General features: G+C 55.2%; 11 protein-coding genes. 9 read left to right on the forward strand and 2 right to left on the reverse strand.

Going from position 1 to position 14,116, the window contains the following annotated elements:
- Positions 1-170: 170 nt before the first annotated feature.
- The 8 genes from GAP13_RS02770 to GAP13_RS02805 all read left to right on the forward strand — a co-directional run bounded on the left by GAP13_RS02770 (position 171) and on the right by GAP13_RS02805 (position 7,988).
- Positions 171-458 carry a TM1266 family iron-only hydrogenase system putative regulator gene (locus tag GAP13_RS02770; protein ID WP_158905960.1) on the forward strand — a complete coding sequence of 96 codons (288 nt, stop codon included), beginning with the start codon at positions 171-173 and terminating at the stop codon, positions 456-458.
- Positions 424-1,815: a [FeFe] hydrogenase H-cluster radical SAM maturase HydG gene (gene hydG, locus GAP13_RS02775; protein WP_158905962.1), complete on the forward strand. Its 1,392-nt coding sequence runs from the start codon at positions 424-426 to the stop codon at positions 1,813-1,815. Before GAP13_RS02770 ends, hydG begins: the two co-directional genes overlap by 35 nt.
- Positions 1,812-2,849, forward strand: coding sequence for a [FeFe] hydrogenase H-cluster radical SAM maturase HydE (hydE, locus tag GAP13_RS02780; protein WP_158905964.1), 1,038 nt, complete (start codon positions 1,812-1,814; stop codon positions 2,847-2,849). Before hydG ends, hydE begins: the two co-directional genes overlap by 4 nt.
- Positions 2,839-4,188, forward strand: a complete 1,350-nt coding sequence (locus GAP13_RS02785; RefSeq protein ID WP_158905966.1) for a lyase family protein — start codon at positions 2,839-2,841, stop codon at positions 4,186-4,188. The genes hydE and GAP13_RS02785 overlap by 11 nt, the downstream gene beginning before the upstream one ends.
- A 9-nt stretch (positions 4,189-4,197) precedes the next feature.
- On the forward strand, positions 4,198-5,469 hold the full coding sequence (gene hydF / locus GAP13_RS02790; protein WP_158905968.1) for a [FeFe] hydrogenase H-cluster maturation GTPase HydF: 1,272 nt from the start codon (positions 4,198-4,200) through the stop codon (positions 5,467-5,469).
- A 153-nt stretch (positions 5,470-5,622) separates the two neighbouring features.
- The gene (locus GAP13_RS02795; protein ID WP_158905970.1) at positions 5,623-6,777 is read left to right on the forward strand and encodes a homocysteine biosynthesis protein; all 1,155 of its coding nucleotides are present in this window, start codon (positions 5,623-5,625) and stop codon (positions 6,775-6,777) included.
- The gene (locus GAP13_RS02800; RefSeq protein WP_158905972.1) at positions 6,774-7,184 is read left to right on the forward strand and encodes an NIL domain-containing protein; all 411 of its coding nucleotides are present in this window, start codon (positions 6,774-6,776) and stop codon (positions 7,182-7,184) included. The genes GAP13_RS02795 and GAP13_RS02800 overlap by 4 nt, the downstream gene beginning before the upstream one ends.
- Positions 7,185-7,187: 3 nt before the next feature.
- Entirely contained in the window at positions 7,188-7,988 is an 801-nt protein-coding gene (locus GAP13_RS02805; RefSeq protein ID WP_158905974.1) for a UPF0280 family protein, read from the forward strand.
- Here the strand turns inward: GAP13_RS02805 and metH are convergent.
- On the reverse strand, positions 7,915-11,655 hold the full coding sequence (gene metH, locus GAP13_RS02810; protein WP_158905976.1) for a methionine synthase: 3,741 nt from the start codon (positions 11,653-11,655) through the stop codon (positions 7,915-7,917). The two genes, GAP13_RS02805 and metH, sit on opposite strands and share 74 nt — an antisense overlap.
- Entirely contained in the window at positions 11,652-13,613 is a 1,962-nt protein-coding gene (locus tag GAP13_RS02815; protein ID WP_158905978.1) for a bifunctional homocysteine S-methyltransferase/methylenetetrahydrofolate reductase, read from the reverse strand. Before GAP13_RS02815 ends, metH begins: the two co-directional genes overlap by 4 nt.
- 161 nt (positions 13,614-13,774) lie before the next feature.
- On the opposite strand from GAP13_RS02815, the gene GAP13_RS02820 reads away from it, so the two are divergent.
- Entirely contained in the window at positions 13,775-14,077 is a 303-nt protein-coding gene (locus GAP13_RS02820; RefSeq protein WP_158905980.1) for an ArsR/SmtB family transcription factor, read from the forward strand.
- Positions 14,078-14,116 lie beyond the last annotated feature (39 nt).

Genomic DNA, 14,116 nt, shown 5'->3' on the forward strand with positions numbered 1-14,116 from the left:
TGCAGCCTGACAATACAAGCTATAGCAAATACCCCGCCCCAACTTCGCGCCCGCCCCCGCCTCACGCCCCTTGATTCGCTCATTTTTACTCGATATAATAGTATTGACTTAGGGGAAAGAGGGTCTGACCCCGAGGTTTATGCTTTTTTTCTGATCCAAAGGAGCTTCCAATGGAAAAGAGAATCGGTGTCGTTGCCATCCTTATAGAAGGCCGCGACAATATTCCTGCCATCAACAGCATCCTCTCCAATCACAGCGACATTATCAACGGAAGAATGGGCCTGCCTTTCAAGGACAGGGGTGTCCAGATCATTTCGCTGATTGTCGAAGGAAATCCGGATCAGATTAACGCCCTTACCGGGCCGCTTGGGCGCCTTAAAGGCGTTCAGGTCAAATCCATCCTTACGCGTGCTATAGGAGACGATGCCGATGCTCACCGCGACACAAACTTTTCTTGATTATGCAAAGCTCGAGGAATTGTCTGGCCTTTCCGCGCCATCCTTTGCTCAAGTAGAGAAAATTCTTGCCAAAGCAAAGCGCCTAAAAGGCATCACCACCGAAGAGGCTGCGCTTTTGCTTGCTGTACAAGACCCGGCGCAGCTTTCCCTTCTTCTCGCCGCTGCCCATTACATAAAAGAAGAAATCTACGGCAAACGGCTTGTGCTCTTTGCGCCTCTGTATACCGGGAACTTTTGCACAAACGATTGCTTGTACTGTGGATTCAGGCGCTCGAACCACAGCCTCGAGCGCAAGCGCCTTACCATGGATGAAATTGCTCAGCAGACATCCGAACTCCTCAAGCAAGGCCATAAGCGGATTCTGATTATATCGGGCGAAGCGGGAAACCAGTCGCTCGAATATACCCTCGAAGCCATACAAACAAGCTACAGCGTACGGGAAGACACGGCCAGAGTCAGAAGAATCAATGTCGAAATCGCTCCTCTATCTGTCGAAGGCTTTCGGGCATTGAAAAAAGCAAATATTGGCACCTATGTCTGTTTCCAGGAAACCTACAACCCGGAATTGTACGCGATGTATCACCCTGACGGCCCAAAGGCGGATTACAGAAACCGCCTGTATGTCATGGACAGGGCGATGGAAGGAGGCATCGACGATGTAGGAATAGGTGCCTTGTTTGGCTTGGGCAATTACCGCTACGAAGTTCTCGCAATACTCGAACATGCCCATCATCTTGAAGCGGCATTTGGCTGTGGACCGCATACGGTCAGCGTGCCGAGAATCGAGCCAGCAAAGGGAGCACCTCTATCGTTCAATCCGCCTGCGCCTGTAAGCGATATTGATTTTAAGAAGCTCATCGCCGTTATCAGAATCAGCTTGCCCTATACGGGCATCATTCTCTCGACGCGCGAGAGTCCGGCATTGAGAAAGGAAATATTCGCGTATGGGGTAAGCCAGATTTCTGCCGGTTCAAAGACAGATCCGGGCGGGTACAGCGCCCACAAGGAAGACAATGGACAATTCTCCGTTGGGGACAACAGAACCCTTGAAGAAGTAATTTCCGATCTGATCGATGACGGCTATATTCCTTCATTTTGTACCGGATGCTACCGGCGTGGCCGGGTTGGCGCTGACTTCATGGACCTGGCAAAGCCAGGACTGATCAAAGAATTTTGTCTTCCGAATGGGCTTGTGTCCTTTGCCGAGTACCTGTACGACTATGCTTCTCCCCCGACACGGCAGAAGGGTCTTGCGCTCATAGAGGCTATGAAAACTACCGCTCCGGCCAAAGTCGCCCATGTGCTCGACAAAGCCCTTCTCGATACCGCATCAGGCGAGCGGGACATTTACCTATGAGCTCTCCTGCCTTTTTGCCGCAATTGACGGAACAGGAGGTCAGGGCGCTGGCTCAACTGCCCCTTGAAGACCTGACTCCTCGCGCACATGCTGTATCCCTGGAATATCACGGCACGAGCGTCTTTCTCCGGGGCCTTATCGAGGCAACCAACCACTGCGCCCAAAACTGCCTGTACTGCGGCATCAGAAGAAACAACGCAAAGGTCAGGCGCTACCGGCTTTCTAGGGAAGAAATACTGGCCATCGTAGAAAGGGGATTCGCGTTCGGTTTCAGAACCTTTGTCATTCAGGGCGGGGAAGACCCCTGCTACACAACTGAATTTCTTGCCTCATTGTGTGAGGAAATCAAGAATAGAACCGCGGGAAAAGCAGCAATAACCTTGAGTTTTGGCACAAAAAGCCTTGCGGCATATCGGAGCCTTGCCCGGGCCGGAGCCGATCGATACCTCATGCGTTTCGAAACAGCCGACCCTGTTCTGCACGAAAAGCTCAGAAACGGGAATAGCCTTGCATCGCGGCTCAAGGCGCTCGATTGTATCAGGGAAAGCGGTTTGCAGGTCGGTTCTGGCTTTATGGTCGGCCTGCCCGGAGAGACCGAAGAAACGCTTATCCAGAACATCATGCTCGCTGGCAAGATCAATATGGACATGGGCGGCGTCGGCCCCTTTATCCCCCATCCCGATACGCCCCTGCGCTGTGCGGTCCAAAAGCCCATCGAGCTCGCAATCAGGGCGACAGCATTACTGCGCCTCATGCTTCCCCATTGCCATATTCCTGCGACAACCGCCGCAGGAAGCCTTGATCCCCTGGGACGCGAGAAAATGCTCGCAGCAGGTGCGAATGTTCTCATGCCGAACATCACGACCGTCGAACACAAGAAAGACTACCAGCTCTACCCGGGAAAGATTTGCATCGATGAATCGGGCTTCCAGTGCGTGTCATGCCAGGCAATGCGGATTGCCTCTGTCGGGCTTTCCATTTCATGGGATCGAGGCGATGCGCTCAGGCTGAAGGAACGTAGCCATGTATGGTGAACAAACACGGCACGCCGTGGAAAACTTCGGACGGGGTCAGACCCCGCGAGACTTCATAGCGGCGCTCGCCGAGGTGAAAAAAGCCATTTTCACCGCCATTCAGGAGAGCGAGCACAGGTATGCTCCCGAGGTCTATGCAGCAATCTGCACGGCGATTGAAGAAATTCGCTGTGGCCTTCATGATGCTGCTTTCCCTTTGCCGCTTGCACAGGGAGGCGCGGGTACCAGCCTGCACATGAATTTCAACGAAGTGCTAGCCAGTCTTGTCCAAAGCCGGACGAATGTTCCGTTTCATTTTCTCGATGAAGGCGCGCGCTATCAGTCGACGAACGATGTCATCGCAACTGCGGTGATCATTGTTGCGTGCAGGCGCCTGCGAGAAATCGAAGCTGGCGTTATTGCTCTGCAAGAAGCGCTTGTAGCAAAGGAGCAGGCATGGCGCGGCATTGTGGTCACAGGAAGAACCGAATGGCAGGATGCACTGCCCATGAGCCTTGCGCAGGTAGCTGGCGCCTGGGCAGGAGCCGTCGAGCGCGACCGATGGCGACTCCATAAAATAAAAGAGCGCTTGCGCACTGTGCCGCTGGGCGGCACTGCGATTGGGACAGCATTTTTCGTTCCGCCAGAATACCTTTTCCTTGCGGAAAAACATCTTCGCGCCATAACGGGACTTCCGCTCTCGCGCTCGCAAAACCTACCCGACGCCATCGCAAACCAGGACCAGCTGGCGGAAGTCGCGTCTGGCTTTTCCCTTGTTGCCGGCACCATAATCAAGCTGTGCAACGACCTCTTTTTCTATACAAGTTCCGCAGTCAGGGAACTTGTGCACCCTAGTCTGCAGTGGGGTTCGACAATCATGCCCTTCAAGACAAACCCCGTGATGATCGAATATGCAAAAGGCCTTGCTATGCGTGCAAACGCGTATTGTTCGGCTGTCATGCAGTATGCACATGAAGGGAACCTCCAGCTGAATGCGTTTCTGCCATTTATCCTCGACGGGCTTTTGCATGCATCGGATGACCTTGGCGAAGCACTCCGGGCGCTGTCGGAAAAGCTTTTGCCGCGGCTCGAAGCAAGTGTTACGAAGATTGTGTATAACCTGCATTCATCCCTTGCCCTCCTGAATGCGCTGCGCGCCGTCGTTCCCTATGAAGCGCTCAAAACCTTTTACGAAAGCCATTGCAAAGAAGGCGCCTGCTTTCCCTTCGCTTCAATCGAAGAGCTTGTTCGCACCTTGAGCAAGGAAAGCGGCATAGCAGAAGAAATTCTATACAGCCAACTGGAGGCTTTTGCGCCGACAAAACCGGGGGCTATGAGCGCGCCTCCAGAGAAACCATGAGGAACCACCATGAACCCATCCAGCGAGAACCCGGCTCATGCCCGCGCCACCAACGAAAGCCCCCTGTCGGAATCCATCAGCATTGTAATCGCCGGCATCAGAAATGCGGGAAAGTCGAGCCTTTTGAACACGCTCTTTGAAAAGGAAGTCGCGATCGTATCTCCCGTTGCGGGCACAACGACCGATCCGGTGGTGCGAAAGATGGAACTTCCGGGTCTAGGCCCTGTCGCATTTATCGACACTGCCGGTATCGACGACGAGGGCGAGCTCGGCGCCATGCGTACACAAAAAACCAAGGCGCGCCTGGCTTCCTCTTCCATCGTAGTATTTGCCTCCCCTGCCCACCGCGCGCCGCAGCCTCAGGAAATCCGTTTTCTGGAACAGCTGAAATCGAGCAAAAAACCCTATATCAGCGTACTGACTCATGCAGACTGCGGATTTGACGCGGCCAAACTGCAATGGCTTTCAAAAGAGCAGTATATCGCCGTCGACAACCTGAAAGGCTACGGTGCCGCCGAGGTGCGGAAAGCGCTTTCCGCGCTCAAAGATATCGTGCATTTCGAGCCCAGCCCGCTTGAAGGGCTCGTGCAGGAAGGTGACACGATACTGCTTGTAGCTCCGGTGGACCTTGCCGCGCCTAAAGGCCGGCTCATCCAGCCGCAGGTCGAGACGATTCGCGACGGCCTGGACCGCGACTGCACCGTTATCATAGTCAAAGAACGTGAGCTTCTCGAAACCTATAACAGACTCATGGAAAAACCCCGCCTCGTCATCACCGACAGCCAGGCTTTTAGCAAGGTGGCTGCCGATATAGACCCGGACCAGCCTCTCACCAGCTTCTCGATCCTCTTCGCGCGCAAGAAAGGCGAACTCGATACATTCCTTCGCGGCATTTCCGCTCTGAATAATTTCCCCGCCGGCGGCCATGTGGCGGTGATGGAAGCATGTTCTCATCACCGGCAAGCTGACGATATCGCCACCGTCAAAATACCTCGCCTCTTTCAACAGCTCGTCCAGCCCAACGCCCGGTTCAGCGTCGCCCGCTCGCTCGAGGTAGTAAAAACTATGCCCTGCGATCTCATCATCCACTGTGCAAGCTGTATGCTCAACGAGACTGCGGTCCATGCCAGAATAGAAGCCATCGCTGGGCTCGGCATCCCTGTCACCAACTACGGCCTTTTCTTCGCCTGGGCGAATGGCCTTTTGCCCAGGGCGCTCGAACCTTTCCCGGAATATGAGATGGTGTACCGGCCGTTTTTTAGAAATGGCCACGCGACATAGATGTCAGGCGGCCGCGATTGTATTTTTTTGCATTTCTGCCTGCAAAATACTTCAAAAGCATCCAGAAGTGCCGTATAGTAGCCCTCAATATCCAGAAGCGCCCGAACGTCAGCAGCCAAATACTGACGAACTTGCGCGGAGCGGGAGGCGGAAATGCAAAAGACCTATGAAGAGATCAACGAAAAAATCGCCCGTGGCGAAGCGGTTGTGCTCACAGCCGAAGAAGTAGCCCGCATGGCGTCGGAGCTCTCCCCCGCAGAAATTGCGGCCAGGGTAGATGTTGTCACAACTGCGACATTTGGCGCGATGTGTTCATCAGGGTGCTTTATCAATTTCGGGCACCCTGAGCCAGGTCTGCGCATGGAATCAGTTTCTCTCAATGGTGTACCGATCTTTGGCGGGCTCGCAGCCGTCGATGCCTATATCGGAACAACTGAAGTCTCGCCAAGCAATCCCTGTTATGGCGGGGGACATTTGATCGAGGCTCTGGTGCGCGGAGAGCGTCTTGTGCTGGAAGCGCACGGCAAGGGTACCGACTGCTATCCGCGAAGGTCGGCTCGCACCATAATCGATAAAGACAACGTCAATGAAATCATCATGGTCAACCCGCGCAACGCATACCAGAACTATCCGGCGGCCACAAATTCGAGCAATCGCATCATGTACACCTACATGGGTACACTGCTGCCGCGTTTTGGCAATATCACCTACTCGACGTCGGGAGAGCTCTCGCCGCTGCTCAATGATCCGGAACTCAAAACAATCGGCATCGGGACGAGAGTGTTCCTGGCCGGCGCCCAGGGGTTTGTCAGCTGGAATGGCACCCAATTCAACACGGAAAAACCGAGGAACGAATTCGGACTTCCTGTGAGCAATGCTCGCACACTCATGCTCACCGCCAATGTCAAAAAAATGGATCCTGCCTTTATCAGGGCCGCATATTTCGAGCGCTATGGGGTGTCGCTCTTTTTGGGCGTGGGTATTCCCATTCCTGTGCTGGATGAAGATATCGCACGCAGTGTTTCGGTTTCAAACCAGCAGATTCAGACAACAATTTGCGATTATGCCGCCCCTGGGCATCCTGGCATCGCGAAGGTGAGCTATGCCGAACTGCGGTCGGGCTATGTAACGCTCGAAGGAAAGAAAATCAGGACCGCCCCTCTCTCGAGCCTGACCAAGGCACGGGAAATCGCGGAAATCCTCAAGAAGCAAGTAGCTTCAGGTCTCTTCCCTCTCGCGCCGCCTGTTCAGTCTCTGCCGGACCATGCAGTTGTGCGCGGGCTTCGGGTCGAAGGAGATGCGATATGAAAGAAAAATATATTCTCGAGTATACGGAACAAGTTGTCGAAGAGCCAATTATTTATAGCCTGGTAAAACATTTCGATGTGAAGGTGAATATTCTGCGCGCCGAGATTTCGCCGGGGCGCGAAGGAAGCATGCTGGTCGAAATCGAGTGCGAGCCGGATAGCCTGGCCAGGGCTGAGGCATTTCTGAACGAACATTCTGTGCGAATGATCCCTATCGCGGAAAGCCTTGGCTTTCAGCAAGAGGCATGCATCGATTGCGGAGCGTGTACAGCAGTGTGCTTTTCGGGATGCCTCACGATCGGGGAGCCTGACTGGAAACTGCACGTCGATCGCAGCAAGTGCATAGCCTGTGGGCTGTGCGTGCCTGCCTGTCCTCTTGGCCTTTTTACGCTCAAATTCGGAGACTGAAGGATGAGCAAGGGCGCGGGTAGGCCGCACCGCGGAGCTCCCGTCCGGGAGCGCTTCTACCGGGACACCATGGGTAAGCGCTTCCGGTCATGGACTATCCAGTATAAGGAAAGCGACCTCTGGATCGGTGTTTCTCCCGAGTCCTGGAGCCCAGGAATGGAGGGGACGGCAATAGCGGCACTCATGGATGCCCGGAAGCAAATTGAGGGGTATGGCAGATCCCGGAAGTCAGCTGCGAACTTTTTTGAAACCCTTGCACCAATGGACGACGACCTTTCGGCCCCGCCTGTGGTGCGGGCCATGCTCCAGGCGGGCCTGAAGGCTGGCGTCGGCCCGATGGCGGCCGTAGCCGGGGCAATAGCAGAACATGTCGGCAGAGCGCTCATTTCTGCCTTCGGCTGTAAGGAAATAATTGTCGAAAATGGCGGCGATCTCTGGCTCGCTTTCTCAAGCCCTCTTGAAATTGCAGTATTTGCGGGCAATTCGCCGCTCTCGGGTGTTCTTGGTATCGAGATACAGCCCGAGCTTTCGCCATGCGGGCTATGTACATCGAGCGGGACTGTCGGCCCATCATTAAGTTTTGGCTATGCTGACGCCGCGGTGATTCTCTGCCGCGATGCTGCAACCGCGGATGCCTGGGCGACAGCAGCCGGCAATATGGTACAAACAGCGGATGATATCGAGCCAGCACTCGCAAGCTTGCGCAAAGCCAGCGAAGTACTCGGCGCTCTTATCGTGGTCGGAGACAGGATGGGCATGCAGGGATGTTTTCGCTTGAAGCCTTTGCCGAAGGGTCATAATTGAGCGCACCGATAAGCCAGGCTTCGGCAACCTCGGGTGGCTCTCCTCGCCGGGCCGCGTAATCCTCGACCTGATCCCGCCCTATTTTCCCCACCGAAAAATAGCGGGCTGAAGGGCTTGCAAAGTACCAGCCGCACACGGCGGACGCGGGCCTCATCATAAACGATTCGGTGAGCGAAAGACCAATCCGCTGATTCACATCCAATAAGGAAAAAATGAGCGCCTTGTCCCTGTGATCAGGGCAGGTAGGGTAGCCCGGGGCGGGCCGGATTCCCTCGACTCCGGAACAGCCGAATCCCCAATAGGCGTCCCGGACGAGCATGTAGAGGCGCTCCGAAGCCGCTTCGGCCAGGCGATCAGCCAGGCTCGCTATCAAAAGCGCACGGTAGTCGTCGGCCTTTGCATCCAGCGCAATCTTGCTCTCTTCAAGATTGCCCCCAGCATTTACTGCGAAGGCTCCAATCCAGTCAGGTTTGCCGCTTTCCGCTGCCTGCAGAAAGTCCGCGAGGCACAGATAGCCGCCTTCCGGCTTGAAACGCTGCTGACGCAGGCATGGAAGCCTGGCCCGAAGACTAGTTCTGTCTTCTCCTGCGTAAATAAGGATATCGTCCTGCGCGCGAGCAGCGGGAAATATTCCGAAAACGCTCTTTACCTCAAGAAGGCCACTCCGGGCAGCACGTTCGAGGAGTTCCATAGCATCTCGATAGAACCGGCGCGCCTCTTCGCCCTTCTGCGGATCCTGAAGAATGTCGGGATAGCGCCCTTTAAGGCCCCATGCCCTAAAGAAATGCGACCAATCGATCATGGGAACAAGGTCAGCTACTTTAAAAGCAAGCACAGCCGGACCAGGCTCGTGGGGACGTACGGGCGGCACAAGGTTGGAAGCACTCGCATTGCGCCGCGCCTCCTCAAGACTCACATAGCGCACAAGTTCCCGCCCTTCCTGATAACGAGTCCTCGTGTTCTCCTGTTCCATCCGTACCTGTTCCAGATAGGAATTGCGCCGTCCTTCCGAAAGAAGCTTGTCCATCACGCCGGGCGCCTGGGAGGCATCGCCCACGTGGATAACCGGACCAGAGTACTCAGGAGCTATCCTGAGTGCCGTATGGAGCGGGTTTGTCGTAGCGCCACCAACCAGCAGCGGTATGTGTAAGCCGCGTGCTTCCATCAGCGAAGCCACTCTTCCCATCTCTTCCAGCGAGGGCGAAATAAGGCCGGAAAGCCCGACTGCATCGACGCGGTATTCGATTGCCGCTTCTACAATACGTTCGGAAGACACCATCACCCCAAGATCGATCACCTCATAGCCGTTACAGGAAAGTATGAGAGAAACTATATTTTTGCCTATGTCGTGTACATCGCCCCTGACCGTAGCAAGCAGAATTTTCCCCCTGCTGGAAGGCTGTCCCGCCTGCTCAGCCTCGATGTATGGCTGAAGTATGTGCACCGCTTCCTTCATCACCCTCGCGCTTTTAACGACCTGCGGAAGAAAAAGCTTGCCCTCCCCAAAGAGCGAACCCACCTTGTTCATGCCTTCCATGAGCGGCCCTTCAATGATTTCAAGGGCACGGGCATACTGGCGTCGAAGCTCTTCGATATCATCTTTCAGTGTCTCGGACTTGCCGGATACAAGCGCATGAATAACCCGATCCTTCGGAGAGAGTTTTTCGCTCGCTTCGCCAGGCTGACCAGAAGCTGAGCCCGAAAGACCCGCTGCAACTTCGATCAGCCGTTCAGCAGCATCCGGCCTTCGGTTCAGCACCAGATCTTCGATCCTCTCCCTGATATCAGGCGGGATTTCATCGTATGGCACGAGCTGGGCAGGGTTGACAATGCCCATGTCCATGCCAGCTGCTCTCGCATGGTACAGAAAAACAGCATGCATCGCCGAGCGCAAAGCCTCATTGCCGCGGAAGGCAAACGAGAGATTGGACACCCCACCCGAGACAAGAGCCCCTGGCAGGTTGCGCTTTATCCACGCGACGGCGGCGATATAATCCACGGCGTGGTTCCGGTGCTCCTCGATACCAGTGCCAATCGCAAAAATATTCGGATCGAGAATAATGTCCTCGGCCGGTATGCCCGCTTGCTCGGTAAGCAATCGGTACGCGCGCTCGCAGATGCTGATTTTGCGTTCGTAGTCTTCAGCCTGACCATGCTCGTCCATCGCCATAACGAGAATGGCTGCACCAAGTCGCCGGATAGTCCGAGCCCGCCCCAGGAAAGTTTCCTCTCCATCTTTCAGGCTGATTGAATTGACAATGCCCTTGCCCTGAAGGTGTTTGAGGCCCTCCAGAAGCGTGTTCCAATTGGAAGAATCGAGCATGACCGGTACGCGCGCGATATCAGGCTCGGCTGCGACAAGATCGAGAAAGCGTGCCATGGTGTTGGCTGAATCGATGAGCGGGTCGTCCATGTTGATATCGATGATCTGGGCGCCAGCTTCGATCTGCGCCCGGGCGACTTCGAGTGCCTCGGTCAGTTTGCCTTCCCTTATAAGCCTTGCAAAGGCGCGGGAGCCTGCGACATTGGTTCGCTCACCGATGTTGACAAACAGCGTTTCGGGGCTTATATCGAGCGGCTCTAGGCCTGCAAGCACGCTGTGTTTCTGGTGGGAGCTCCAGCCGGAAGCAAAGGTCTTGGGGCGGAAAAAGCGCGGTCGAATTCCATCCAAAGCTTCCGCAATCGCTCTGATATGCTCCGGAGTCGTGCCGCAGCAACCGCCTATGATGTTCGCCCCATGCCGTTCATTCTTTTCGACGCCGCGCGCAAATTCGCGCAATACTCGTGCCATATTTTCGGGACTATCGTCGTATTCACCGAGTTCGTTGGGCATGCCGGCATTGGGGTGCAGACTCACTGCGCACTCCGCTTCTTCAGCAATCTCTTCAACAAAAGGAAGAAGGCTCTCCGCACCCATCGAGCAGTTGAAACCGATGGAAAAAGGCTCGGCATGTGCAATCGAGTGCCAAAACGCGCGCGCCGTCTGACCAGCGAGCAGGCGTCCCGAGGCATCCGCAATCGTACCGGAAATCATGAGGGGAAGTTCTTTGCCCAATTCCCGGAACACTGAATGTATGGCCCAGATCGCAGCCTTAGCATTCAAAGTATCGTACACTGTCTCGATCAGAAGCACGTCCGCCCCGCCTTCGATGAGTCCCAGCGCACATTCCCGGTACGCAGCAGCCATCTCGTCAAAGCTCACGGCTCTTTTGCCGGGGTCGGAAGCATCAGGAGCGATGCTGAGCGATTTTGCTGTCGGCCCAATAGAGCCTGCAACAAAACGAGGCTTCTTCGGATTGCTCGCCTGTGCTTCATCGCATGCCTGGCGCGCAAGGCTCGCTCCAGCCCTGGAAATCTCCCTCACCCATGGTTCCAGCTTGTAGTCCGCCTGGCTTATGGCAGTCGCATTGAAGGTATTGGTCTCGATAATGTCGGCTCCCGCCTCCAGGTAGGCCCGATGAATATCGCGAATGACATCGGGCCGAGTCAGGCAAAGGACATCATTGTCGCCTGCAAGATTCACTGGATGGTCCGCAAAGCGCTGCCCGCGGAAATCCGCTTCGGAAAGGCGCCTGCGCTGGATCATCGTTCCCATCGCGCCATCGAGAATCAGAATCCGCTCAAAAGCCAGACGCTCGAGCAACGCGTATTTTTCGCTTCTTTTCATTTTCCGATAACCCTCAGCGCCAAGTCGATGCGTCCAAAGGGAGCGGAAAGCTGGACGCCCTGGATACTCCCTTTCAGCGATTCGTACAATTCGCGCGCAATCGCCACTCCCTCCTCGCGCGCTGATTCGGCACTTGCGCAATGTTCCATACGCTGAATGACCTCATCCGGAATTTCGATGCCCGGTACTTCATTTTTCATAAAGAGAGCGTTTTTCAAGCTGGAAAGCGGCCAAATGCCCATAATGATGGAGATATGCAAGCCATTTCGTTCTATATAATCGAGAAATTCTTCCATGACTGCTCTGTCGAAAACCGGCTGGGTAATTGCCCACTCTGCGCCTGCGTCAATTTTCTTGCGGAACCGCTCCATTTCTGTTTCGAAGTTGGCGCGACCCGGATTGACGCCTACTCCGTGCGACAGACCGGTCGGCTTGCCTATCGGCTTGCCGGAAATGTCAAAGCCACCGTTCAGGCGGTAAATCATGCGCGTAAGGCCGATGGAGTCGATATCGAACACGCCAGTAGCATCGGGATAGTCTCCAAGCTTGGGCGGATCGCCAGTGATGCAGAGTATATTGCGCAAGCCAATCGCATGGGCGCCGAGAAGGTCTGCCTGCATGCTGATGAGATTGCGGTCGCGGCAGGTGTAGTGAAGAATGGTCTCAAGCCCCACCTGCTGTTCGATCATGATTGCGGTGACAAGCGTGCTGACGCGCGATGTCGCGCGCGGTCCATCAGGGATATTGATGGCGTCGATGCCTGCCTGCTTCGCGATTCGAGCCTTGTCGATAATGGTGTCGAGCGTGGTACCAGAAGGAGGAACCAGTTCGAGCGAATAGACCATCTGTCCCCGTGCCAGCTTCGCCGCAAGCTGCGACTTTTCGGCAAAGGGAATGCGTTCCACCTCAGCTTTGCCAGCCTCCGGCTTCGCTCCGCCTGACTTCGAGCCAATTGGGACAAAGGAGACAATCTTGCCCGCGCCGGAGATTTCCGAAGGCCCCCTGCCACCGGGCCCCCTGTCGCCAAGCCCCTTGCCAGCGCACTCTTCCCCAGCAAAATCGTGGTCTTTGCACATGGCGCGATACTGGCGCACCGTCCGCGCCATCGACCGGATATGGTCAGGCGTCGTGCCGCAGCAGCCTCCCACAAAGCGCACGCCTTCCTGCAAATAATATTTCGTATAGGTTGCAAAATATTCAGGCGTCGACATATACATCATTCGGCCTTCAATCTGACGCGGCATGCCCGCATTCGGCTCAATAAGCAAAGGAATATCACTGCGGTGCGAATGCATCCTCTTGGCTGCCCTCAGCATGGGCTGAGGCCCGACTGAGCAATTGAGCCCGATGACATCGGCGCCGGCCTCGATCAGGCGATCCATGGCCTCTTCAAGCGTCAGCCCGAAAAGCGGGTTGCCACTCATATCGATTGTCATGCTCGCGAAAACAGGGACAGAGGTTGCAATGCTGCGCGCTGCTCGCACTGCCTGTGCAGCCTCGGCTGCGTCTCCGAATGTTTCCAGAAGTATGAAGTCGACTCCGCCGCCTATCAGCGCTTCCATTTGTTCGCGGAATGCATCCAGCGCATCGTGCTCGGACAGCGCTCCGACAGGCTCGAGGCGCGGGCCCAGAGGCCCCACCGAACCCGCGACGTACAAACTGTCCTGGGCAACCTGGCGCGCAAGAGAAGCAGCCTGCTTGTTTATTTCCTGCACGTGGTCCTGCAGATTGTGCCTTGCAAGCTTATACCGGCCTGCACCCCAGCTGTTTGTCGTAAGGACCTCAGCCCCCGCATCCCGATAATCGCGGTGCACCGAAAGCACAAGCTCGGGAGCAGCAAGATTCGCTTCCTCAAAACAGCGATTGATGAAGACGCCCCGCTTGTACAGCTCTGTCCCCATAGCCCCATCGAAGAGCACCGGCCGTCCTTCTTTGATAACCTGCAGGATGGACTTCATAGTGCACAAAACTATTGCATAAATATTACTTTCTGGGAAGCAGAGCAGAGCTTTGCTCATGTTCCGTTGACACATTTTGATCACAGGCATATGATGATAATTGCATATCTTGATATCTTAATTTTGCTATAGTCTATATCAGCTCGAAAGAAGGCTTTCTTATGGCTGATCTCAAGCATGACGCATCGCGTGCGGCCGTTATTGCGGACCTTTTGAAGGCTCTTGCACATCCTGTGCGATTGCGGATTGTCGCGCTCCTCATCGAAAATGAAGCGACTGTAAGCGCGCTCGAGCAATTGCTCGGTGTCCCGCAGTCTGTCGTGTCTCAACAATTGAGAATTCTGCGCATGGCCGATCTTGTCCAATACCGCCGAGTCAAAGGCTTTGCCACATACAGCATCAAACAACCCCGCCTGGTCGACCTTATTCATTGTCTCGAAGGCTGCCGCACAGGCGACCTCTAGCCTCGTCACACCTATAACTCTCTCCCAAGCATTCATTTC

This window comes from Rectinema subterraneum (genome assembly GCA_009768935.1).
Taxonomy (GTDB): domain Bacteria; phylum Spirochaetota; class Spirochaetia; order Treponematales; family Rectinemataceae; genus Rectinema; species Rectinema subterraneum.

Excerpts from the sequence above, each read along its gene's own strand:
- GAP13_RS02770 (WP_158905960.1), top strand. The coding sequence starts at position 171 with ATGGAAAAGAGAATCGGTGTCGTTGCCATCCTTATAGAAGGCCGCGAC.
- hydG (WP_158905962.1), top strand. The coding sequence starts at position 424 with ATGCCGATGCTCACCGCGACACAAACTTTTCTTGATTATGCAAAGCTC.
- hydE (WP_158905964.1), top strand. The coding sequence starts at position 1,812 with ATGAGCTCTCCTGCCTTTTTGCCGCAATTGACGGAACAGGAGGTCAGG.
- GAP13_RS02785 (WP_158905966.1), top strand. The coding sequence starts at position 2,839 with ATGTATGGTGAACAAACACGGCACGCCGTGGAAAACTTCGGACGGGGT.
- hydF (WP_158905968.1), top strand. The coding sequence starts at position 4,198 with ATGAACCCATCCAGCGAGAACCCGGCTCATGCCCGCGCCACCAACGAA.
- GAP13_RS02795 (WP_158905970.1), top strand. The coding sequence starts at position 5,623 with ATGCAAAAGACCTATGAAGAGATCAACGAAAAAATCGCCCGTGGCGAA.
- GAP13_RS02800 (WP_158905972.1), top strand. The coding sequence starts at position 6,774 with ATGAAAGAAAAATATATTCTCGAGTATACGGAACAAGTTGTCGAAGAG.
- GAP13_RS02805 (WP_158905974.1), top strand. The coding sequence starts at position 7,188 with ATGAGCAAGGGCGCGGGTAGGCCGCACCGCGGAGCTCCCGTCCGGGAG.
- metH (WP_158905976.1), bottom strand. The coding sequence starts at position 11,655 with ATGAAAAGAAGCGAAAAATACGCGTTGCTCGAGCGTCTGGCTTTTGAG.
- GAP13_RS02815 (WP_158905978.1), bottom strand. The coding sequence starts at position 13,613 with ATGAAGTCCATCCTGCAGGTTATCAAAGAAGGACGGCCGGTGCTCTTC.
- GAP13_RS02820 (WP_158905980.1), top strand. The coding sequence starts at position 13,775 with ATGGCTGATCTCAAGCATGACGCATCGCGTGCGGCCGTTATTGCGGAC.